At 32.0% G+C, this 21,680-nt stretch carries 22 protein-coding genes; 14 read left to right on the top strand and 8 right to left on the bottom strand.

What is annotated here, in order from left to right; genetic code table 11:
- The first annotated feature begins 1 nt into the window (after position 1).
- The 4 genes from H0I23_RS14625 to H0I23_RS14610 all read left to right on the top strand — a co-directional run bounded on the left by H0I23_RS14625 (position 2) and on the right by H0I23_RS14610 (position 4,037).
- On the top strand, positions 2 to 1,018 hold the full coding sequence (locus H0I23_RS14625) for a sugar phosphate nucleotidyltransferase (protein WP_216784027.1): 1,017 nt from the start codon (positions 2 to 4) through the stop codon (positions 1,016 to 1,018).
- Between the two features lie 61 nt (positions 1,019 to 1,079).
- Positions 1,080 to 2,030, top strand: coding sequence for a lipopolysaccharide assembly protein LapB (locus H0I23_RS14620; protein WP_216784026.1), 951 nt, complete (start codon positions 1,080 to 1,082; stop codon positions 2,028 to 2,030).
- A gap of 5 nt (positions 2,031 to 2,035) precedes the next feature.
- Positions 2,036 to 2,806 (top strand): DUF4292 domain-containing protein, encoded by a 771-nt coding sequence (locus tag H0I23_RS14615; protein ID WP_254073617.1) that lies wholly within the window; start codon positions 2,036 to 2,038, stop codon positions 2,804 to 2,806.
- A 1-nt stretch (position 2,807) separates the two neighbouring features.
- Entirely contained in the window at positions 2,808 to 4,037 is a 1,230-nt protein-coding gene (locus H0I23_RS14610) for a murein hydrolase activator EnvC (protein ID WP_216784025.1), read from the top strand.
- 2 nt (positions 4,038 to 4,039) lie between these two features.
- On the opposite strand, the gene H0I23_RS14605 is transcribed toward H0I23_RS14610, so the two are convergent.
- Complete coding sequence (locus H0I23_RS14605) at positions 4,040 to 4,561, bottom strand: acyl-CoA thioesterase (RefSeq protein ID WP_216784024.1); 522 nt, start codon at positions 4,559 to 4,561, stop codon at positions 4,040 to 4,042.
- 58 nt (positions 4,562 to 4,619) lie between these two features.
- A complete protein-coding gene (locus tag H0I23_RS14600; RefSeq protein ID WP_371736640.1) occupies positions 4,620 to 5,573 on the bottom strand; it encodes an SPOR domain-containing protein in 954 nt (317 codons plus the stop codon).
- 102 nt (positions 5,574 to 5,675) lie between these two features.
- On the opposite strand from H0I23_RS14600, the gene dprA reads away from it, so the two are divergent.
- On the top strand, positions 5,676 to 6,779 hold the full coding sequence (gene dprA, locus H0I23_RS14595; protein ID WP_216784023.1) for a DNA-processing protein DprA: 1,104 nt from the start codon (positions 5,676 to 5,678) through the stop codon (positions 6,777 to 6,779).
- A gap of 225 nt (positions 6,780 to 7,004) precedes the next feature.
- On the opposite strand, the gene trpS is transcribed toward dprA, so the two are convergent.
- Positions 7,005 to 7,973 (bottom strand): tryptophan--tRNA ligase, encoded by a 969-nt coding sequence (gene trpS, locus H0I23_RS14590; RefSeq protein WP_216784022.1) that lies wholly within the window; start codon positions 7,971 to 7,973, stop codon positions 7,005 to 7,007.
- A 71-nt stretch (positions 7,974 to 8,044) separates the two neighbouring features.
- Here trpS and H0I23_RS14585 point away from each other — a divergent pair, with 71 nt between their 5' ends.
- A complete protein-coding gene (locus H0I23_RS14585; RefSeq protein WP_216784021.1) occupies positions 8,045 to 8,779 on the top strand; it encodes a 1-acyl-sn-glycerol-3-phosphate acyltransferase in 735 nt (244 codons plus the stop codon).
- Here the strand turns inward: H0I23_RS14585 and H0I23_RS14580 are convergent.
- From H0I23_RS14580 to recA, 4 genes are all read right to left on the bottom strand, one after another.
- Positions 8,776 to 10,263, bottom strand: coding sequence for a hypothetical protein (locus tag H0I23_RS14580; RefSeq protein WP_216784020.1), 1,488 nt, complete (start codon positions 10,261 to 10,263; stop codon positions 8,776 to 8,778). The two genes, H0I23_RS14585 and H0I23_RS14580, sit on opposite strands and share 4 nt — an antisense overlap.
- A 42-nt stretch (positions 10,264 to 10,305) precedes the next feature.
- Positions 10,306 to 10,851 (bottom strand): RNA polymerase sigma factor, encoded by a 546-nt coding sequence (locus H0I23_RS14575; protein WP_216784019.1) that lies wholly within the window; start codon positions 10,849 to 10,851, stop codon positions 10,306 to 10,308.
- Positions 10,852 to 10,879: 28 nt separating this feature from the next.
- The gene (locus H0I23_RS14570; RefSeq protein WP_216784018.1) at positions 10,880 to 11,302 is read right to left on the bottom strand and encodes a hypothetical protein; all 423 of its coding nucleotides are present in this window, start codon (positions 11,300 to 11,302) and stop codon (positions 10,880 to 10,882) included.
- Positions 11,303 to 11,386: 84 nt separating this feature from the next.
- The gene (gene recA, locus H0I23_RS14565; protein WP_216784017.1) at positions 11,387 to 12,394 is read right to left on the bottom strand and encodes a recombinase RecA; all 1,008 of its coding nucleotides are present in this window, start codon (positions 12,392 to 12,394) and stop codon (positions 11,387 to 11,389) included.
- Positions 12,395 to 12,730: 336 nt separating this feature from the next.
- On the opposite strand from recA, the gene H0I23_RS14560 reads away from it, so the two are divergent.
- From H0I23_RS14560 to H0I23_RS16885, 8 genes are all read left to right on the top strand, one after another.
- On the top strand, positions 12,731 to 13,762 hold the full coding sequence (locus tag H0I23_RS14560) for a rhodanese-related sulfurtransferase (protein ID WP_216784016.1): 1,032 nt from the start codon (positions 12,731 to 12,733) through the stop codon (positions 13,760 to 13,762).
- Between the two features lie 125 nt (positions 13,763 to 13,887).
- Positions 13,888 to 15,288 (top strand): regulatory iron-sulfur-containing complex subunit RicT, encoded by a 1,401-nt coding sequence (gene ricT / locus H0I23_RS14555; RefSeq protein ID WP_216784015.1) that lies wholly within the window; start codon positions 13,888 to 13,890, stop codon positions 15,286 to 15,288.
- Complete coding sequence (locus H0I23_RS14550) at positions 15,281 to 15,766, top strand: gliding motility lipoprotein GldH (protein WP_216784014.1); 486 nt, start codon at positions 15,281 to 15,283, stop codon at positions 15,764 to 15,766. Before ricT ends, H0I23_RS14550 begins: the two co-directional genes overlap by 8 nt.
- Before the next feature lie 4 nt (positions 15,767 to 15,770).
- Positions 15,771 to 18,119 (top strand): penicillin-binding protein 1A, encoded by a 2,349-nt coding sequence (locus H0I23_RS14545; RefSeq protein ID WP_216784013.1) that lies wholly within the window; start codon positions 15,771 to 15,773, stop codon positions 18,117 to 18,119.
- A gap of 109 nt (positions 18,120 to 18,228) precedes the next feature.
- A complete protein-coding gene (locus tag H0I23_RS14540; protein ID WP_216784012.1) occupies positions 18,229 to 18,930 on the top strand; it encodes a CoA transferase subunit A in 702 nt (233 codons plus the stop codon).
- 35 nt (positions 18,931 to 18,965) lie between these two features.
- Positions 18,966 to 19,268 (top strand): hypothetical protein, encoded by a 303-nt coding sequence (locus H0I23_RS14535; protein ID WP_254073616.1) that lies wholly within the window; start codon positions 18,966 to 18,968, stop codon positions 19,266 to 19,268.
- 2 nt (positions 19,269 to 19,270) lie between these two features.
- The gene (locus H0I23_RS14530; RefSeq protein WP_216784010.1) at positions 19,271 to 19,924 is read left to right on the top strand and encodes a 3-oxoacid CoA-transferase subunit B; all 654 of its coding nucleotides are present in this window, start codon (positions 19,271 to 19,273) and stop codon (positions 19,922 to 19,924) included.
- 514 nt (positions 19,925 to 20,438) lie between these two features.
- Complete coding sequence (locus H0I23_RS16885; RefSeq protein WP_371736639.1) at positions 20,439 to 20,609, top strand: DUF6747 family protein; 171 nt, start codon at positions 20,439 to 20,441, stop codon at positions 20,607 to 20,609.
- An 82-nt stretch (positions 20,610 to 20,691) separates the two neighbouring features.
- Here the strand turns inward: H0I23_RS16885 and H0I23_RS14525 are convergent, their stop codons facing one another.
- On the bottom strand, positions 20,692 to 21,675 hold the full coding sequence (locus tag H0I23_RS14525) for a DUF4837 family protein (RefSeq protein ID WP_216784009.1): 984 nt from the start codon (positions 21,673 to 21,675) through the stop codon (positions 20,692 to 20,694).
- Positions 21,676 to 21,680 lie beyond the last annotated feature (5 nt).

The following is a 21,680-nucleotide window of genomic DNA, read 5'->3' as shown; positions in this document are numbered from 1 at the left end:
TATGAAAATTATTGTTCCAATGGCAGGTCGTGGGTCACGACTAAGGCCACATAGTTTAACGGTTCCAAAACCATTAATTCCTGTTGCTGGCAAACCTATTGTACACAGGTTAGTTGCTGATATAGCAGGAGTGTTAAACGAGAAAATAGATGAAATTGCTTTTATCTTAGGCGATCCTGCTTTTTTTGGCGACGATGTTGTCGAAAGTTTAAAAGAGCTAGCTACAGAACTTGGCGCAAAACCAAGTATTTATAGACAATTAGATCCTAAAGGTACTGGTCATGCAATTATGTGTGCTGAACCCTCTTTATCTGGTCCTGCAGTTATTGCTTATGCAGATACATTAATTAGAGCAGATTTTGATTTAGATAAAGATGCGGATAGTGTTATTTGGACAAAAAGAGTTGATAACCCTTCTGCATATGGCGTTGTGAATTTAAATGATAAAAACGAAATTGTTGAACTAGTAGAAAAGCCTGAAACTTTTGTTAGTGACCAAGCTGTTATAGGTATTTATTATTTTAAAGATGTTGCTGTTCTTAAAAACGAATTGCAATATGTTTTAGATAACAATATCATCAATGGTGGAGAATACCAAATAAATGATGGTATTAAAAGAATGATGGCTGATGGTAAAGTTTTTAAAACTGGTACTGTTAGTGAGTGGATGGATTGTGGCAATAAAGCTGTAACTATTGAAACTAACCAACGTATGTTAGGTTTTTTACATGCTGATGGAGTAGAGTTAATTTCTAAATCTGTTACTTTAGAAAATGCAAATATTATTGAACCATGCTTTATTGGAGATAATGTTATACTAAAAAACACAACAGTAGGACCATTCGTTTCAGTAGGTGAAAATACGGTTATTGAAAACTCAACTGTTAAGAATAGTTTAATACAGACGAATACTAAAATAACTAATGCTAATTTAGACAACGCAATGGTTGGTAACCATGTGAAATATAATGGTAATTTTGAAAGCATTAGTATTGGCGATTATTCTATATTAGAATAATTTTAGCTACTTAAAACAGCTAGCCTTTTTATTAAATATAAGGCTAGCTTTTATAAATATTATGAAAACAAACACACTTCATAACATATTTTTTTGGGGGTTTATTATAATCTCTAGCTCTGCTTTTACCCAAGAAGAAAAAATAAATATTGAAGAAAGTGCTGAAGTTTTTTTAGAAGAATATACCGATAGTTTTCAAGAAAATTTTTTTGATGCCTTAAAACAAAAAGGGATTGAAAACTATGATAAAGCCGCAAATCTATTTTTAAACTGCAAACAAATAGATGCTGATAATGCAGTTGTTGATTTTGAATTAGCAAAAGTATATCAGCTAACAAAACAATTTGAATTGGCACAACAATATGCAATTAGTGCAGTAAACTCAGACCCTAGTAATTTTTGGTACACACGCACATTGTTAGAGGTTTTAAATTTAAAACATAGTGGAGTTAATGATATTACTAATCAACTACCTAATTCTAACTTAGAGTTTAAACAAAACTTAGCGTTGATATATTATCAAATGGAATACTACGATTCTGCAAATCAAATAATCAACACTTTAAAAAAATCATCTTTCACAGAAGAATTAAATTCTAAAATAAATATAGGATTAGCTCAAAAAGAGGTAAAAAAAGAAACATTTACTTTTAAGAATACATACACCAAAGTAGATAATTCAAACAGCGAAGCTGCCTCAATAGAATATTATAAAGTAAGAATATCTGGCTTAATAAGAACCAATAATTATTTAATATTAGATACTGTTTCTCAAGAAGCATTAGATAGTTACCCTGCCCAACCTTACTTTTACTATGCAAAAGGATTATCGCTAAATAAAAAGAAACGTTTTAAAGAAGCGATAAGCACTTTAGAAGAATCGTTAGATTACATGCTAGATGATATAAAACTAGCTAATAATATTTATCGAGAGTTAGCTGATGCGTATAATGCTATTAAAAATACCGCTAAGGCAAACCAGTATTTACGTAAAGTTAGACCTGGATTTTAAAAAATATGAAAGTGATTAAAAATATAATTTACGGTGTATTGATGCTCTCAATAGTATCTTGCAAATCTACCAAAGTAGTTACGGGTGGCACAATCAATAACGATTTGACTTCAAAAGCCATTATTAAGGCCCATTATGCAAATGCATTAGACTTTAATACTATTTCTGGTAAAATGAAAATTGATTATCAAGATGAGAATGCGTCTCAAGGCTTTAGTGTAAGCCTTAGAATGGAGAAGGATAAGGCTATATGGATAAGTGCCACACTTGGGTTAGTCAAAGCTTATATCACACCTGAAAGAGTAACATTTTATAATAAATTAGATAATACTTATTTTGATGGTGATTTCACGTATTTAAGCAATATATTAGGAACAGAGCTCAATTTTGAGAAAGTACAAAGTGTTTTACTTGGCCAAGCTATATTAGATTTAAAAAAAGATAAATACGACGCGGCCATCACAAATGACACCTATGAACTAAAACCAAAGAAGACTCTCAATTTATTTAAAATTCTTTTTCAAATTGAGCCTAAAAATTTTAGAATAGGAATGCAACAAATAGCGCAACCTGAAAAAGGTAGATTATTACAAATCGATTATAAAAACTATCAAGAGATTGAGAAAAAGGTTTTACCAAATGAAATTGGCATAGTTGCTACTATGGATGGCAACCAAAGCTTGATTACAATTGAATATAAAAATATTGAGTTTGATAAAAATTTAAAATTTCCATACAGTATACCAAATGGTTTTAAAGAAATTATCTTAAAGTAATATGCAAGCATCTTCATTATTTCGTATATACATTCTATTTATTTCTTTTTTGCTCATTTCTACATTTAGCTATGCACAAACTACTGAGCAAAAAAATTTAGAAGCTAAGCGTGCTAAGCTTCAGCAAGAAATTCAGCAAATAAATAAATTATTATATGCTGAGAAAAAAGAAAAAGGAAATGTCTTAGATCAAATGGATGCTTTAGACCAAAAGATAAAAGTACGCCAGCAGTTAATTAGGGTAACTAATGAACAATCGAATTTACTAAATCGTCAACTAAATGCTAATATTAGAAACATTAGTAAGCTTAGAGATGAATTAAAAACGCTCAAGGATGATTATGCTGTAATGATTCAGAAGTCATATCAGAACAAATCAAAACAAAGTAGACTAATGTTCTTACTTTCTTCGGAAAGCTTCTATCAAGGCTTTAAAAGGCTTCAATATATGAAGCAGTATACTAAATTTAGAAAAGAGCAAGGAGAAGAAATTTCTTCTAAAACTACTGAACTACAATCATTAAATATTGAATTAACGGAGCAGCGTAAAACTAAAGATCTATTAATAGCCGAAAACACAAGCGCTAAAAAGAAACTTATTGAAGAAAAAAGCTCTCAAAGCGAACTGCTAAATACGATTCGTAAAAACGAAAGTAAATATGCAGCTACTATCAAGAAAAAAGAAAGAGAAGCTCGCAAAATAGATCAACAAATAGAAAAATTAATACGTAGCGCCATTGTTAGTTCAAACAAAAAAGCTGGTAAAACTTCAAATAGTAGTAAATTCTTTTTAACACCAGAAGCTAAAATAGTTGCGAAAAATTTCGCATCTAATAAAGGCAAGTTAATTTGGCCAGTAGAAAAAGGTTTTAAAAGTAAAGGTTTTGGTATTTATAATGATGCTGTTTACCCTGGTATTAAGCACCAAAATAATGGCGTAATATTAGCAACAGATAGTGGAACTAAAGCTCGTGCTATTTTTGAAGGGGAGGTTATTGCAGTAATTAGTGTACCTGGTGGTAATAAAGGTGTGCAAATAAAACATGGTAATTTTATTAGTACGTACTACAATTTGTCGGATGTGTATGTAAAAAAAGGTGACCAAGTAAAAACAAAAGAAGAATTAGGTGTTATTTATACAAATGCAATAAATAACCAAACCTTATTAAAATTCTATTTATACCAAGACACCTCTCGTTTAAATCCTGAAGAGTGGATTTATCAGTTATAAGTTTATTTAGGATCATTCATAAACAAAGCTCTTAGCTCTGTTGCCTCATGTGGTTTCATTTTACCTGCTAAAACCAAACTCAATTGCTTTCTTCGTAATGCACCTTCAAAACGTTCTTTTTCCATTGTAGTCTCTGGTTCAATTGGCGGCACTTCAGTTGGTTTACCGGTATCATCAACGGCAACAAATGTATATATAGCATCGTTTGCTTTACTTCTAGCGCCTGTAAACCTATCTTCCATCCAAACATCTATATAAACCTCCATAGAGGTTCTAAATGCTCTTGAAACAGATGCTTCAACAGTTACAACACTACCCACAGGAACAGATTGGTTGAAAGCTACATGATTAACAGATGCGGTAACCGTTATACGTCTACTATGTCTTCGTGCCGCAATACTTGCTGCTCTATCCATACGCGCCAATAATTCTCCTCCAAATAAATTATTTAATGGATTTGTTTCACTTGGCAAGACCATATCGGTCATAATTGTTCTAGATTCACTAGGAGTCTTAGAGTTCATACTTCTAATTTTTTGCGTAAAGATACACGCTTAAAACTCTTTAAAAAATAAGTGCGGATTATTCTTGAAACATCCAAGCATCACTAGATTTTGTGCGCTTAATAGTTCTTAAATAATTTAAGGCTTCATTTACTTCTGTAAAGCTATCAAAACTAACCACGTGAAAACCGAATTTATTAATACCAATGTAATTAGCATTAAACCCTTCTGATTTTAATTGATTGATTTTTTTATCAGCATTATCTTTTACTTTAAAAGCACCTGCTACAACATGATATGTAGTTTCTGAACTGTTATTTATAATGGTTGCTTTTATATTTAATGCTGGCAACTCTAAAGGTGCAGCATCAAAAAAAGTTGCCTCTTCAATATGTCTTGAAACCTCTTTTTGAGCATCTTGGTGTGCTAATACTTGGTTTGAGTTATTTTCAGTGTAATAACGAAAACCTGTAAGACCTAATGATAATGTTAAAAAAGCTACAGCTGCATATTTTAAAAATGGTCTGAAAGACTTTTTTTCTCTTTGTTCAGGTGTTATAATAAATGGAATTTCTTCTTCCAACTCTACTATTTGATCCTTTAAAATTTCACGTGTAATTTCAGAAGAAACACATGATGATAAGCCAAACGATGTCGTTAAATAATTTACACGTTTAGATGGTTCAAAAAGTAATTTACCTTCTTTCCCAATCCAAAATTCTCCGATATTATCTAAAACTAAACGTTCACTATTTTGAAGTTGCTTTTCCCATTTTTTTGTCAAAACAGCTAATCGTTGTAAAACATCGTCATACGTTGTTTTTTCAGCGTCTGCAATATAAGAAACTAACAAGCCATCATTAGAAACCAACAGTTTATTAAATGACAAAACTTTAGATGGCGGGTAAAATGTATGGGTATCGTCTTTTATGTATGCAGATTTATTTTGTGTTAAAAATGCTCCAAATTCTGGTACAATTACACAGTTGTATCTGTATAATAACTCTTCAATGTAGTGTTCTAATCTCATCATTACAAAGATTGTAAAAAATCGGATGCAGTAAAACATCTAAAATTACTTTTTATTAACATTTTATTTCCTTTACATTGCAACCTCATACATAACACTTATTAAATGACTGAAGTTGAACTTATTGCAGCACTACGATTACAACGCATACCAAATGTTGGAGATGTAACTGCAAAAAAGTTAATTTCACATTGCGGCAGTCCAACTGCAATTTTCACCGACAAAATGCACAATTTGTTAAAGATTGATGGTATTGGTTCTTTTACATTAAAAAACCTTTTTAATGAAGAATATCTAAAAGCAGCCGAAAAAGAGTACGATTATATTCAAAAAGAAAACATAAAAGTGTTTTATTTTATGGATGCAGATTACCCTGCTTATTTAAAACAATGTATTGATAGTCCTATTTTATTATTTAAAAGAGGAAATATTAATTTAGAAAATAGGAAAATCATTGGAGTTGTCGGAACACGAAACATAACGAGTTACGGTACATCTTTTTGTGAAAAACTAATTGAAGACTTAGCTCCACTCAATCCAATAATCGTTAGTGGTTTTGCTTATGGTGTTGATATTTGTGTGCAAAAAGCAGCAGTTAAACATGGTCTACAAACAATAGGTTGTTTGGCTCATGGTTTAAATCAAATTTATCCAAAAGCACATTTTAAATACATGTCATCAATAGAAGAAAATGGTGGATTTCTTACAGAGTTTTGGTCTAGCAGCAACCCTGAAAGAGAAAATTTTTTGAAAAGGAATAGAGTTATTGCAGGTATGAGTGAAGCAACAATTGTTATAGAGTCTGCCGAAAAAGGAGGAAGCTTAGTTACTGCTGATATAGCACACAGTTATAATAGAGATGTGTTTGCGGTACCTGGGCGCTCTGAAGATAAATATAGTATTGGCTGCAATAACCTTATAAAACAACAGAAAGCTCACATGATAACCTCAGCAGCTGATTTAATTTATATTTTAGGCTGGGAAATAAATAATAAAAATTCAAAACCAGTACAGCAACAACTTTTTGTACAATTAGAAACTACTGAAGAAATGATCTATTCTTACTTACAAAAAGAAGGTAAACAAGTTTTAGATACTATTGCACTAGATTGTAAACTTCCCATTTTCAAAACATCCTCTACATTATTGAATATGGAAATGAAAGGCGTAATTCGACCTCTGCCTGGAAAGCTATTTGAGGCACTTTAATCAAAAGTGAGATTAATAAAACACGTTTTAGCTTCAAACTAAAAACAAAATTACAAACCATTTAGTTTGTTAGCTTTTGAGTATTATTAAGAATATAAAATATTATGCCGTTTGTCGATAAATCGTTGAATTAAAACTTTAAATACCATTTTTAAAACTATGTTTAAAAACAAAAAACCGACGCTATGGTCGGTTCTTGTTTTATCTTCAAATTTAAATATATATCTAATACCCTACTTTTTCCCTAACTCTTGATAAAACCTCATTAGCAATTTTACGTGCTTTTACTGCACCAATTTCTAACGCCTTATCAATTTCATCGGTATGATTCATGTAGTAATCAAACTTTTCACGAGCTTCACCAAATCTAGCTATAATTACTTCATATAAGGCTTGTTTTGCATGGCCATATCCGTAATTTCCGTTTATATAATTTGCTCGCATTTCTTCTACCTGCTCATCGTTAGCAAGTATTTTATATAACGCAAATACATTATCTGTATCAGGGTTTTTTGGTTCTTCCATCGGTGTACTATCCGTTTGGATGCCCATAATTTGCTTACGCAACTTTTTATCTGTCTGAAAAAGGTTAATTAAGTTCCCTTTACTCTTACTCATTTTAGCACCATCTGTTCCTGGAACATACATAGTTTGTTCTTGAATTTTACCTTCTGGCAAAACAAAAGTTTCTCCCATTTGTGCATGAAAACGAGAAGCAACATCACGTGTCATTTCAATATGCTGCAATTGATCTTTACCAACAGGTACTATATTTGCATCGTATAATAAAATATCTGCTGCCATTAGCATAGGGTATGAAAACAAACCTGCATTTACATCATCTAAACGATCTGCTTTATCTTTAAAAGAATGTGCCAGCGTTAAACGTTGGTATGGAAAAAAACAACTCAAATACCACGAAAGTTCTGCTGTTTGCGGAATAGCACTTTGTTTGTAAAATACAGTTTTAGAAATATCTAAACCAAAAGCAAGCCAGGTTGCTGCAACGGCATACGTATTATACCTTAATTCTTCACCATTTTTAATTTGAGTAAGTGAATGCATGTCTGCTATAAATAGAAAAGATTCGTTTTTAGGATCATTTGCCATTTCAATTGCTGGCATAACTGCCCCTAAAATATTTCCTAAATGTGGTGTTCCTGTACTTTGTATTCCCGTTAAAATTCGTGCCATTTCTTATAAAAAATTATCCTACAAAGGTAAAACAAATAGTATAACCTCATAAAATTGTTACTTTTGAATTTATGATTAAATTTCTTCAAAAAATAGGAAGCATACTTTATCAGATTTGGTTCTACATTTTGGTAGCAATTCCAATCTTTATTTTACTACCTGTACTTATAATTCTTTCTCTCTCAGAAAAATGGTACCCACAGTTTTTTTGGGTTACCAGAAACTTATGGGCAAATTTTATCTTATTCGGAATGGGTTGCATTCCTAAAATAGAAAGAGAAGAAAAAATTGTAAAAGGAAAAAGTTATATGCTGATCGCTAACCACACAAGCATGTTAGATATTATGTTGATGTTGAAACTTAGCAAAAACCCTTTTGTTTTTGTGGGTAAAAAAGAATTATCGAAAATACCTGTGTTTGGGTTTTTCTTTAAAAGAGTTGCCATCATGGTTGATCGTAGTGATGCTAAAAGTAGAACCGCAGTTTACCGTAGCGCTCAAAAAAGGTTAAATAACGGACTTAGTATATGTATATTTCCTGAAGGTGGTGTACCTGAAGAAAACATTGTTTTAGATCAATTTAAAGATGGTGCTTTTAAAATGGCCATTGCTCATGAAATCCCTATTGTACCCATGACGTTTTATGACAATAAAAAACGTTTACCGTTTACGATTACCAAAGGTAAACCAGGAAGAACAAGGGCTAAAATTCATCATTTTTTTAAGACCTCAGATTTAGATGAGGCTCACAAAGCATCTTTAAGAGACGAAATTAGATCTGTTATTCTTAAAGAGTTAAGTATTTAAAACTTATAATTTACACCACTATATACTCCAACTGAAAATGGTTGAAAACCACCAGAGGTGTTTGAAAATGTATTTAATTGGTATTTAAATACTGGCTCTACATTGAATTGAAATTTAGGCGTAATATTATAGTTTAAGCCAAAACCCACGTTAGTACTAAAATTAATTGAATTTATATTATTTGCCTCGCCTAATAAGGTGCTTTGGTCACCTGAGTTTAATAAAACAGTATTATCTACTAAAAACAAAGAACTTAAACCGCCTATTATATTTATACCAAAACGCTTATCAAGCAATGCATAATTAACCTCTAATGGCACTTCTAGATAACCAAATTGCTGTTGTAAGTTACCATTTAAACTTGCATTTTTACCAGTAATATCATTTGAAAAAGACGGAGCGTCTGCTGTATTTACAAAAGCGCTATTAACTGTAACATTTTCAGAATTAACCGCATAATTTATGTTTTCTAATTGAGCTACAGATGCACCGTTAAAAGATGAAGAAAACTCTATCTGATTAGTTGTATAACCATAATCAACTTTATGTATTCCTGATCTAATTTTAAGCTTCTTACTTACTTCATAAGCTACTGATACTCCGTAACTAAAATTAACATCTCCAGTTTTTGAATTTGGATTAAAACTAGAACTTATGGGCGACTCCTCTCCTATTCCATTAAAATAAACAGGAGCAACAATCGGCCCAACAGACCATTTTTTCACATTATTTTCAGCAACTTCTTCTTCTTTCTCTTCTATCTCATCAAAAATAGATTTCTTCTTTTCTTTGTTTTTTTGAGCAGCTTCTTCTTCCCTCGTTAACTTATTAGCAATTGCTTCGTTGTTATCAATTTTAGCCAAAGCTTTATAATCATTTTTTTGTTTTGAATCTATTTCTCTATTAACAACTATAATATTATTTTCTGATGCATTATCTACATTAGAACCTTTATTAACTTCACTTGAATTTATTAAATTGTTTTGATCTTCAGATGTACTCTTATAGCTACTGGCTACGTTGTTAGCACCAACACTTGATTTACGTTTACTATTAAAATTAACTGTATTTTGTTTTTTTATATTCGAACTCTTTTTAGTTGAATTAGAAACATAAGATGAATTCTTGTCTAAATGATTCTCTTCTATTTTTTCAGTATTAATTTCTTCTTTAGCATCACTACTTTCCGTATCCGAAATTTGTGTCTCTTCAATATTTACACCATCTATTTCATTGTCAGAATCATAAGTAATATCAACTTCTTCAATTCCATCATTAATTATAATTTCAAAAGGGTTATACAAAGAGAAAAAAACCACAAGAATAGCTGCAACACCACCTAGCTTCCACCAAATAGGGATAATTTTTCGTTTATCTTTTTTATCAAGAGACGCTTCAATATTATCCCAAACTTTTTCATCTGGGGTAGCATCGTAATCTCTAAATTGTTCTCTGAACAATTCGTCTAATTTTTTCTTACTCATATTGCAAAAATTGCATTATTATATACTGATACAGATCACTAATTATTTTAATACTTGTGACGTATTAATTTTAATGTCTGCTTCTATTTTCTCTTTTAAAATCTTTCGAGCTCTTGCCAAATTAGATTTTGATGTTCCAACTGATGTACCTAACATCTCGCTAATTTCATTATGCGAATAGCCATCTAACACATACATGTTAAATGTTATTCGGTATTTATTCGGTAAATTTTGAATGTAATTTAATAATTTAGGTAAGCTAATATCTAAATAGCTTGTTTCCACCTCTACTTCTTCTTCTATTTCTTCTGAAACTAAACTTAGACTAGAATCTTTTCTGTATTTCTGTAATACAGTATTAACGGTTATTCTTTTTAACCATCCTTCAAAAGATCCGCTATATTTAAATTGATCTATTTTTTTATAAATAATCAAAAAACTATCATGCAAATTATCTTCTGCCTCTGTTTTGTTTTTTGAATATTTGAGACACACACCAAACAGTACTCGAGAATAATCTCGGTACAGCTGCTCTTGAGCTTTCCTATTGCCTTTTTTGCAATTATTAATGAGTTCTTCTAGACTCAAATTGTTTGGTGGTTATATGATTGCTAATTTACTCTGCCATTACAGGCACTTCTTTTTCTATATATATAGGCTCTCCTTCATCATCTTGCCCTGCGTAAAACTTAAATAAATAAGTACCTTCATACAAAACAATAAAGTTAAAAGAAGTTTCTATTTCTTCAGAAATTTCTTTACAATCATCAGAATCTACAATTGTAGACGCAATCGCAGTAACGTTTCTGGTCGTAATTTCTTCATTAATAAAATCAAAACCTTCAAAAAAAGTGCAATCAGAATCTAAACTGTAAACTACCTTAATTTCATACGTTTCATTTAAAGTAAAATGTTCTGGTATTTCTACACTCGCAATTGGTAATGCTACAAATTCAAAATTTTCATTGTCCTCTATACTACAACTTGTTAAACAAAGAAGTAAAACAGCCATCAAGGAAAATACAAATTTAATCTTCATACTATACTTTTTCTTTTAAGATGATGTATAATAAAAATGGTTGCGTTTAAAAAAGAAAAATCCCGATTTTCATCGGGATTTTAATTAAGATTTAACAGTTGTTATGGCTTCTCGTATTTTAACGTCTAACTCTTCAAAAAGTTCTGGGTTATCTAGTAGAAGGTTTTTAACAGCATCTCTACCCTGTCCTAATTTAGTGTCTCCGTAGCTAAACCAAGATCCACTCTTTTTAATTATTTCGTATTCAACACCTAAATCGATAATCTCACCTACTTTAGATATTCCTTCTCCGTACATAATATCAAACTCTGTTTGACGGAATGGTGGAGCAACTTTATTTTTTACAACTTTTACTCTGGTCTTGTTTCCTTGTACATTACCATCAGTATCTTTTATTTGAGTAGATCTTCTAATATCTAAACGAACTGAAGCATAAAACTTAAGAGCATTACCACCTGTTGTTGTTTCTGGATTACCGAACATAACCCCAATTTTTTCACGTAACTGGTTAATAAATATCACAGTACAATTTGTTTTACTGATAGACCCTGTAAGTTTACGTAATGCTTGAGACATTAAACGAGCATGAAGACCCATTTTAGAATCTCCCATTTCACCTTCAATTTCACTTTTTGGCGTCAATGCCGCAACAGAATCAATAACTACAATATCAATTGCTCCTGATCTAATTAAGTTGTCAGCAATTTCTAAAGCTTGTTCACCATTATCTGGTTGTGATATAATTAAATTATCAATATCTACACCTAATTTTTGAGCATAAAAACGGTCAAAAGCATGTTCTGCATCAACAAAAGCCGCTATTCCTCCATTTTTTTGAGCCTCAGCAATTGCATGTAACGTTAATGTTGTTTTACCTGAAGATTCTGGACCATATATTTCAATTACTCTTCCTCTTGGATATCCTCCAACACCTAAAGCAATATCTAAACCTAAAGAACCTGACGGGATAACCTCAACGTCTGCAACAACGCTATCTCCCAATTTCATTACAGCTCCTTTACCGTAAGTTTTGTCAAGTTTATCAAGTGTAAGTTTTAGTGCTTTTAATTTTGCTTCTTTCTCTGCGCTCATCTTTATAGTATTAGAAAGGCTAAATTACCATTTCTTTTTCCATATCGCAATTAGCACGCAACCTTTTTATAAAACTCGCATCTATATTGTGACTATAACAAACTCAACAACTCATTATCTATTTTGACAATGGGTTGTTTGGTCTTTTTTAAATTATTTATTTCTATGAAAAAGAAATTTTTAAAATGACCTTTTAAAGACCTTGACACACTCAAGGTCTTTTTAATTTAAACAAACCCACTCATCTTAAGTAGATTGGTATTTACTTGCCTAACTACTATATAACCAGTAAATTTGTAGCTTAATCTAATTACTAACTCAAAAAATTAGTATAGCATGCAACTGTACAATACTTTGAGCGCAAAAGAAAGAGCAGCTCTTATCGAAGAGGCCGGAAAAGAGCGCCTTACGATATCTTTCTATCAATATGCGCATATTGCCAACCCTGAATTATTTAGAAATCATTTGTTTATCACCTGGAACGAAATAGATGTTTTAGGTCGAATTTACATCGCTAAAGAAGGTATTAATGCCCAGTTATCTGTTCCTGCAGAAAATTTCGAGCTATTTAAAAATCACCTTGATAGTATTAGCTTTTTAGAAAATGTACGCTTAAATATTGCTATTGAGCAAGACAACAAATCCTTTTTAAAACTAAAAGTAAAAGTCCGCAATAAAATTGTTGCTGATGGTTTAGATGATAATACCTTTGATGTAACTAAAAAAGGTATTCATGTAGATGCAGAAGAGTTTAATAAATTAATCGAAGACCCAAACACTGTTTTGGTTGATATGCGTAACCACTACGAGAGTGAAATTGGTCATTTTAAAAATGCCATTACACCTGATGTAGATACGTTCCGCGATTCTTTAGATATTATCGAGAATGATTTAAAAGATCATAAAGAAGATAAAAAGTTAGTAATGTATTGTACTGGCGGTATCCGTTGTGAAAAAGCTAGCGCATATTACAAACACAAAGGCTTTAAGCAAGTTTACCAATTAGAGGGTGGAATTATAGAGTACACAAGACAGGTAAAAAGTGATAATCTTGAAAATAAGTTTATGGGCAAGAATTTTGTTTTTGACCATAGAAGAGGTGAACGAATTACTGATGATGTGATTTCTAATTGCCACCAGTGTGGGAAACCTTGTGATAATCATGAAAATTGTGCAAATGAAGCCTGTCACTTGCTATTCATTCAATGCGAAGAGTGTGCTAAAACCATGAACAATTGCTGTTCAACAGCGTGTAAAGATGTTCATGAACTGCCATTTGAAGAACAAAAAGCACTCCGAAAAGGCAAAACAGTAAGTAATAAAATATTCAAAAAAGGGCGATCTGAGGTCCTAAAATATAAAAAGTAGTAAATCGTTGCTTTTTTTATAATTTCAGTCGCATTTAAATTTCACTATCTTTACATTTATTAAATTTTAGTATGAACCTTTTTTCTTAAAAAACATCTAGTTTTTAAGAAATCAATATAAATAATATGGGTTGTAGCAGTTGTTCAACTGGTAAAGACGGACAACCAAAGGGCTGTAAGAACAATGGTACTTGCGGCACAGATGGTTGTAATAAATTAACCGTTTTTGATTGGCTTTCAAACATGTCTTTGCCTAATGGCGATAAACCGTTTGATTGCGTAGAAGTTAGATTTAAGAATAGTAGAAAAGAATTTTTTAGAAATACAGAAAATCTTTCATTATCTATCGGTGATATTGTTGCTACTCAAGCACAATCTGGCCATGATATAGGAATGGTAACGCTTACAGGAGAACTTGTGAAAGTTCAAATGAAAAAGAAAAATCAAGATTATAAAAACGATGATGTTCCTAAACTATACCGAAAAGCCTCTCAAAAAGATATAGATATTTGGCAAAAATGTAGAGATCGCGAAGCTGAAATACAAAAACGCTCTCGTGAACTTGCTATTGCTTTAAACCTACAAATGAAACTTTCAGATGTAGAGTTTCAAGGTGATGGTTCTAAAGCTACTTTTTATTATACAGCTGAAGAACGCGTAGATTTTCGTCAGTTAATAAAAGATATGGCAAAATCATTCGGTATTCGAATTGAAATGCGTCAAATAGGCTATCGTCAAGAAGCACAAAGGCTTGGTGGCATTGGCTCATGCGGTAGAGAGTTATGTTGTTCTACTTGGTTAACAGATTTTAGATCTGTAAGTACATCAGCAGCACGTTATCAGCAATTATCTTTAAATCCACAAAAATTAGCTGGACAATGTGGTAAATTAAAGTGTTGTTTAAATTACGAGCTTGATGTGTATTTAGATGCCTTAAAAGATTTTCCTTCTCAAGAAACCAAAATAATGACTGAGAAAGGTTTAGCTATGTGTCAAAAAGTAGACATATTTAAGTCTACACTTTGGTTTTGTTATAAAGATGATTGGGCTAACTGGCATCCTTTACATAAAGATCAAGTAAATGAAATGCTTGAGAAAGTAAAAAATAAAGAAAAAGTAAGTAGTATAGAAGAGTATGCGTTAGAAGTTTCTGATGATAAAGAAATAGAAAAGGTTTTTGAAAATGTTGTTGGGCAAGATAGCCTTACAAGGTTTGATAAGCCAAAACAAAAACGCAATAACAAACCTAGGAATAAGGCGCAAAAGCCTAAAAATACGAATCCGAACGCTAAAGGACCAAACCCAAATAAACCTGCTGATAACACAAAAAATCCGCCGGCCAGAAAACCTAATCCAAATAGCAAACCTAGAAATAAGGCTCAAAAAGCTAAAAACACTAATCCGAACGCTAAAGGACCAAATCCAAACAAACCTGCCGATACTACAAAAAATCCGCCTGTTAAAAAAGCAAATCCGAATAAGCGTAGAAACGATAGAAAAAGACCTACTAATAATGATAATGGTTAAGCACATTCTTGCTCTCTTGTTAATCACATTATTTATCTCTTGTGATTCAAATATTGTAAAATCTGAGTATAAAGCTACTGTAGATGGTGAATGGGAAAAAGATGCTCAAATTGAGTTTCAATTCTCAGATATAGATACTATTCAATCGTACGATTTATTTATCAATTTGAGAAATGATGAAACTTTTGCTTACAGCAATATTTTCATCATTGCAGAGTTAGGTTATCCTGACGGATCATCAGTAAAAGATACTTTAGAATATGAAATGACATTACCTGATGGGCAATGGTTAGGTAAAGGTTATGGTAGCCTTAAAGAGAATAAGCTTTGGTATAAAGAAAAAATCATTTTACCAACAAAAGGTATTTACAAATTAAAAGTATCGCATGCCATGAGAAAAAATGGTAGTGTAGATGGAATTGTAAATTTAGAAGGCATTACAGATGTCGGATATCAAATAGAAAAAAGTAATAAATAAAGCTATGGCAACGGCTAAGAAAAAGAAAGTAACAAACAACTATTTTAAATTTATAAAATGGTTTTGGATTTTATTTATAACAGGTATCCTATCTGTTGTATTCGTATTTTTAATAGCTTCATGGGGCTGGCTAGGTGAGCTACCAACCTTTGAACGTTTAGAGAACCCTCAAACAAATTTAGCAACTGAAATTATATCTTCAGATGGGGAAACTTTAGGTAAATATTATTTAGATGATAACAGAACTCCTGTTGCTTTTGAAGAGTTACCAAAAAACTTAGTAGATGCATTAGTTGCAACTGAAGATGCACGTTACCGCAGTCACTCAGGTGTAGATGCTTGGGGTACTTTAAGAGCTTTTGTGTATTTAGGAACAAAAGGTGGTGCAAGTACTATTTCTCAACAATTAGCAAAACAACTTTTTACAGGTACTGCTGCTCGTGGTTGGCAGAGATATACTCAAAAAATAAAAGAATGGGTTATTGCAACGCGTTTAGAAAGACAATATACTAAAGAAGAAATTATAGCCATGTATTTCAATATCTACGATTTTGGAAACAATGCTGATGGTATCCGTTCTGCTGCAAAAATATATTTTAGTAAAGAACCTAAGGATTTGAACGTTTCAGAGTCAGCTATGCTTGTTGGTATGTTTAAAAACTCATCTCTTTACAATCCTTTACCAAAAAGAAACCCAGTTGGCACAAAAAATAGGCGTGATGTAGTTTTAGCACAAATGGCTAAATACGAATACATTAACATAAGCACGAAAGACTCTTTACAAAAAAAGCCGTTAGCTTTACGCTATTCACCTGAATCGCATAGAGATGGTTTAGCCACGTATTTTAGAATGCATTTACAATCTTTTTTAAATGATTGGATTAAAAAGAACCCTAAACCAGCATTAGAAGGCGAAAGAGATAAATGGAATATTTATTTAGATGGTTTAAAAGTATACACGACAATAGATTCACGTATGCAAAAAAATGCTGAAGATGCTGTTAAAGAGCATATGACGCGTTTACAAGCTGAATTTTTTGTACAAAACACACCTGAAAGAAACAAAACAGCTCCTTTTTTAGATTTGACGACAAAAGAAACTGATCGTATCATGGAGCGTGGAATGAAATCTTCTGACCGATGGAGGTTATTAAAAAAGCAAGGTAAAACTGAAAAAGAAATAAGAGCTTCATTTAAAAAACCAACTTCAATGGTTGTTTTTGATTGGAATAGTGAAGGCCAAGAAAGAGACACGATAATGACTCCTTTAGACTCTATTCGTTATTATAAATCATTTTTACGAACTGCAATGATGTCTATGGAGCCACAAACAGGTCACGTAAAAGCATGGGTTGGTGGTTTAAATTATAAACATTTTCAATATGACAATGTAATACAAGGTGCAAGACAAGCAGGTTCTACTTTTAAACCTTTTGTTTATGCTGCCGCTATTGACCAATTACGTTTATCTCCATGTCATACTTTCCCTGATGATGAATATTGTATCGAGGCTGGTAAACATGGTAACCCAGATGCATGGTGTCCAAAAAACTCTGATGGAAAATTTTCATTAGAAATGGTATCTTTAAAAAAGGCCTTAGCAAATTCTATGAACTCTGTTACTGCTCAACTTATGGATAAAGTTGGACCAAAAGCAATTGTTAATATGGCTAAAAATATGGGTATTACTAGAGAAATACCTGAAGTACCTTCTATTGCACTAGGTACACCAGACGTAAATGTTTACGAAATGGTTGGTGCCTTTGGAACATTTGCTAACGAAGGTGTTTTTGTAAATCCAGTTTTAGTTACTCGTATAGAAGATAAGAATGGTACTGTACTTTACGAATATGTTCCTGAAACTAGAGATGTAATGAGTAAAGATGTTGCATACGCTATGGTTGATTTAATGAAAGGTGTAGTACAATCTGGTTCAGGTGGAAGATTGAGACATAATTATAATAAAAATGCTAAAGTCTATAAGGAAATAATCACAGGGTATCCGTATAATTTAACAAACCCAATTGCGGGTAAAACAGGAACTACACAAAACAACAGTGATGGTTGGTTTATGGGTATGGTACCTAACCTAGTTACAGGTGTTTGGGTAGGTGGTGAAGAAAGAGCAACCCACTTTAAAAGTATTACTTACGGTCAAGGTGCTTCAATGGCATTACCTATTTGGGGCCTTTATATGACAAAAAATTATGCAAATAAAGAATTAGACGTTTCTGATAGTGATTTTAAAAAACCTAGCAACATGTCTATTGATTTAGATTGTGCTAAATACTTAGAAGAGCAACAAGAAAATGATGCTCCTGCTGAAGATGATTTAGAAGATTTAGATTTCTAAAATAGCATTAAAACATATTTTAAAAGCCCTTTCTTTATCAAAAGAGAGGGCTTTTTCATTTTAAAAAAGTAAATTAGAGCAACTTAATTTAACTATAAAAACATCAATAATGATTCGTAAAACCGTTTCAAACGTTCAAGAAGCGTTAAAAGGTGTAGAAGACAAAATGACTCTCATGTTGGGTGGTTTTGGATTGTGCGGAATTCCTGAAAATGCAATTACACATTTAGTGCAATTAGGTGTAAAAGACCTTACCTGCATATCAAACAATGCTGGAGTAGATGATTTTGGCTTAGGATTGTTGTTACACAAGCATCAAATTAAAAAAATGATTTCTTCTTATGTTGGAGAAAATGATGAATTTGAAAGACAAATGTTAAGTGGTGAATTAGATGTAGAATTAACACCTCAAGGTACACTTGCTGAAAAATGTAGAGCCGCACAATCTGGCTTTCCTGCATTTTATACCCCAGCTGGTTATGGTACCGAAGTTGCAGAAGGAAAAGAGACAAGAGAGTTTAATGGCAAAATGTATGTGCTAGAGGAAGCTTATAAAGCTGATTTTGCATTTGTAAAAGCTTGGAAAGGTGATGAAGCTGGTAATTTAATATTTAAAGGTACTGCTCGTAATTTCAATCCGGTAATGTGTGGTGCAGCAAAAATAACCATTGCAGAAGTAGAGGAATTAGTACCTGCTGGAGAATTAAATCCAAACGAAATTCATGTTCCAGGGATATTTGTACAACGAATTTTTCAAGGATCTGATTATGAGAAAAGAATAGAACAGAAAACAGTTAGACCCAAAAAGTAATGAGACTGCGATACACTTGTTCTTCTTGTAAAAAATTGAATTATTACAAGTCTAGTGAAACTACAAGAGGTGATCTACAAATGAAAGAAGGTGATGAAGTTAGAGTAAACTGTACAAAATGTAGTAGAGTCGAAAAAAAACATATTAACAATATTGAAGCCGTTATTGATATGAGGCTAATTATTTTAGGTATTGCCTTAGGCATATTTTCAACTTTAATATTACTAGGCCTATATGGCGCGATTGGAATGGTTTCATTTGCTATACCAATACTCATGTGGTTACAAGAAAGTAATGCGGTTAATGGCTTTAATAAATATACGATAAGACGAAAATAATTATGTTAGATAAAATAGGAATCGCGAAAAGAATTGCAAGAGAAGTAAAAGACGGTTATTATGTAAACCTAGGTATTGGCATACCAACACTTGTTGCAAATTATGTTCAAGAAGATATTAATGTAGAGTTCCAAAGCGAAAACGGCGTTTTAGGCATGGGGCCCTTCCCTTTTGAAGGAGATGAAGACGCTGACGTTATAAATGCAGGAAAACAGACGATAACAACCTTACCAGGCGCTTCCTTCTTCGACTCTGCAACTAGTTTCGGAATGATTAGAGGTCAACATGTCGATTTAACCATCCTAGGTGCCATGGAGGTATCTGATAGCGGAGATATTGCAAATTGGAAAATACCAGGTAAGATGGTAAAAGGTATGGGAGGTGCAATGGACCTTGTTGCTTCAGCCGAAAATATAATTGTAGCCATGATGCATACTAACAGAGCGGGAGAATCTAAATTATTAAAAAAATGTAGCTTGCCTTTAACTGGTGTTAATTGTGTAAAGAAAATAGTTACGAACCTCGCCGTTTTAGAAGTTACTAATGATGGTTTTCTTTTATTAGAGCGCGCACCAGGTGTTAGCATTGATGAAATTAAAAAAGCTACAGAAGGTAAATTAATAATAAATGGAGAGGTTCCTGAAATGAAGGAATAACAAATATTCTGCAATTCTCAACATAAACCACCAATTTCACAACAATAATTTAATTTGTCTTTTCTTTTTTATTAAATTTATTAAAAATTAAAATACCCCAACAAAACCTAATTAATCTATTCAACTATGGAAGCTCAAATGAACCACAACTCTTCAAGCGAAGAAATTCAAGTTTACAGAAACAATTTTTTAAGTGGAGTTCTTATTTTAGCAAAAAAGTTATTTATGCTATAATTTAACACCATCAAAAAAAATAAAAAGAGGGACTATATTTATATAGTCCCTCTTTTTATTTAAAATTAAATATTAGCTCACATTTTGACACTCAACCACCATTTAAAAATTAAATACTCATTAAATGATTGTGTATTTAATCGAATAAAAAAGTAGTTTAAAGAAAAAAGATACTTCTATTTTTTATACACCCAAGAAATTCCCCTTTTATCAAGTAAAATTCTGATTCATAAACAATTAATAGAAATTGCGCCATTGTTAATTTAAAATTTGGGGACTTATGAGGAATATTTTACTCGTTAAAGAGATTTATTTTGAAGCATTTAGGAATTTGGGGAGCTTCTTAATAAAAAACTATTTGAAAATATTTTCTTGGTGTTGTTTTATACTAATAGCTATTTCAATATATGCTTTAGTATTCCGAATGTCAACAGGATTTGCATTTCAATAGTTTCAAAATAAATTTCGACAAAAAGAAACCCCTATAGTTAAAGCTATAGGGGTTTTATTTTTATAACGTGTGAATTAAAATACTATTGAAACTTTGCTGTTTTAATTATCGCTTCAAGTTCAAACATATTATCTCTTTTCTGAGTTGCTGGTGCAAAAATAAAACCTTCAACAACTAGCTTTCTCTTATTTTCTTTATCATTTATGATGTAAGTAATATAAGAGCCTCCCATTGGGTAATCACTCATTTCCCAAAGACCTCTAACTTCTGCTGCTTTTTTACCATCAATTTCAGTAGGAAAAACGTGAGGAGATAAGTTAGGCTCAGATACCATATGGTTCTTTTTACCAGCTACATCTGAACCAGGAATGTATTCTGCACCAATAGAGTCTCTCATTGTAATAATATCTCTTACAAATGTAGAGTCGCTTTTAAAATAATCTTCAGGCATTGCATAAACAACAATACTCATTTCTCCTTTAGGAACCTGACGATCAATCCAAACAAAATTATCTACTTGCTTACTTACTCTATATGCAGATGGAATATCTAACGTTATTCCGAACTTTTCCTTTAGCACCTGTTGCTTATTTAAAGACCTTTTAAACCTCTTTTGTGCCTCGGTAATCTCTAAGCCTTTAAAAGCCTTTATAATCTCTCCAGCCTTTTCATCGATGTTCTTTTTAATTTCTTGAACATTCGTTCCCTTTATTACAGCTACTTTCTGAGGTCTTGCATATACATCATCTTTAATCATCACTGTATTAGTGTCGTCTTTTGTAACGTAAAGTACAGATCTAGTATGTCTTATCCTACCTGAAAAAACGGAAGGAGGCATATAATTAATCGTATACAATGGCTCTTCCATAGTTAAACCAACTACAGGAGCAGCAAAATACTCTCTTACCTTATCTCCAACTTCGCCTTGCCACAGCTCGTTATCCATAACAACAGCCAAAGAATTAATAGCGCCGATAGAGTCTGGCGAATACTTTGTCTCTTTCCCATCTTTACAAGCGGAAAATAGAACTAATAAACAAATTGATAAGGTTTTAATGGTTTTCATGAGTG

Origin of the sequence: Cellulophaga sp. HaHaR_3_176, from assembly GCF_019021925.1 — a bacterium.
Lineage (GTDB): Bacteria > Bacteroidota > Bacteroidia > Flavobacteriales > Flavobacteriaceae > Cellulophaga.
Note: the sequence above shows the minus strand (reverse complement) of the source record. Positions and strands in the feature narration are given on the sequence as shown.

Bases quoted from the DNA above. Each gene is read 5' to 3' on its own strand.
- H0I23_RS14560 (WP_216784016.1), top strand. From the start codon at position 12,731: ATGCAACTGTACAATACTTTGAGCGCAAAAGAAAGAGCAGCTCTTATC.
- H0I23_RS14580 (WP_216784020.1), bottom strand. From the start codon at position 10,263: ATGAGTAAGAAAAAATTAGACGAATTGTTCAGAGAACAATTTAGAGAT.
- ricT (WP_216784015.1), top strand. From the start codon at position 13,888: ATGGGTTGTAGCAGTTGTTCAACTGGTAAAGACGGACAACCAAAGGGC.
- H0I23_RS16885 (WP_371736639.1), top strand. From the start codon at position 20,439: ATGAGGAATATTTTACTCGTTAAAGAGATTTATTTTGAAGCATTTAGG.
- H0I23_RS14610 (WP_216784025.1), top strand. From the start codon at position 2,808: ATGCAAGCATCTTCATTATTTCGTATATACATTCTATTTATTTCTTTT.
- H0I23_RS14615 (WP_254073617.1), top strand. From the start codon at position 2,036: ATGAAAGTGATTAAAAATATAATTTACGGTGTATTGATGCTCTCAATA.
- H0I23_RS14625 (WP_216784027.1), top strand. From the start codon at position 2: ATGAAAATTATTGTTCCAATGGCAGGTCGTGGGTCACGACTAAGGCCA.
- H0I23_RS14545 (WP_216784013.1), top strand. From the start codon at position 15,771: ATGGCAACGGCTAAGAAAAAGAAAGTAACAAACAACTATTTTAAATTT.
- H0I23_RS14540 (WP_216784012.1), top strand. From the start codon at position 18,229: ATGATTCGTAAAACCGTTTCAAACGTTCAAGAAGCGTTAAAAGGTGTA.
- dprA (WP_216784023.1), top strand. From the start codon at position 5,676: ATGACTGAAGTTGAACTTATTGCAGCACTACGATTACAACGCATACCA.
- H0I23_RS14570 (WP_216784018.1), bottom strand. From the start codon at position 11,302: ATGAAGATTAAATTTGTATTTTCCTTGATGGCTGTTTTACTTCTTTGT.
- H0I23_RS14550 (WP_216784014.1), top strand. From the start codon at position 15,281: ATGGTTAAGCACATTCTTGCTCTCTTGTTAATCACATTATTTATCTCT.
- recA (WP_216784017.1), bottom strand. From the start codon at position 12,394: ATGAGCGCAGAGAAAGAAGCAAAATTAAAAGCACTAAAACTTACACTT.
- trpS (WP_216784022.1), bottom strand. From the start codon at position 7,973: ATGGCACGAATTTTAACGGGAATACAAAGTACAGGAACACCACATTTA.
- H0I23_RS14605 (WP_216784024.1), bottom strand. From the start codon at position 4,561: ATGAACTCTAAGACTCCTAGTGAATCTAGAACAATTATGACCGATATG.
- H0I23_RS14525 (WP_216784009.1), bottom strand. From the start codon at position 21,675: ATGAAAACCATTAAAACCTTATCAATTTGTTTATTAGTTCTATTTTCC.
- H0I23_RS14600 (WP_371736640.1), bottom strand. From the start codon at position 5,573: ATGATGAGATTAGAACACTACATTGAAGAGTTATTATACAGATACAAC.
- H0I23_RS14585 (WP_216784021.1), top strand. From the start codon at position 8,045: ATGATTAAATTTCTTCAAAAAATAGGAAGCATACTTTATCAGATTTGG.
- H0I23_RS14620 (WP_216784026.1), top strand. From the start codon at position 1,080: ATGAAAACAAACACACTTCATAACATATTTTTTTGGGGGTTTATTATA.
- H0I23_RS14530 (WP_216784010.1), top strand. From the start codon at position 19,271: ATGTTAGATAAAATAGGAATCGCGAAAAGAATTGCAAGAGAAGTAAAA.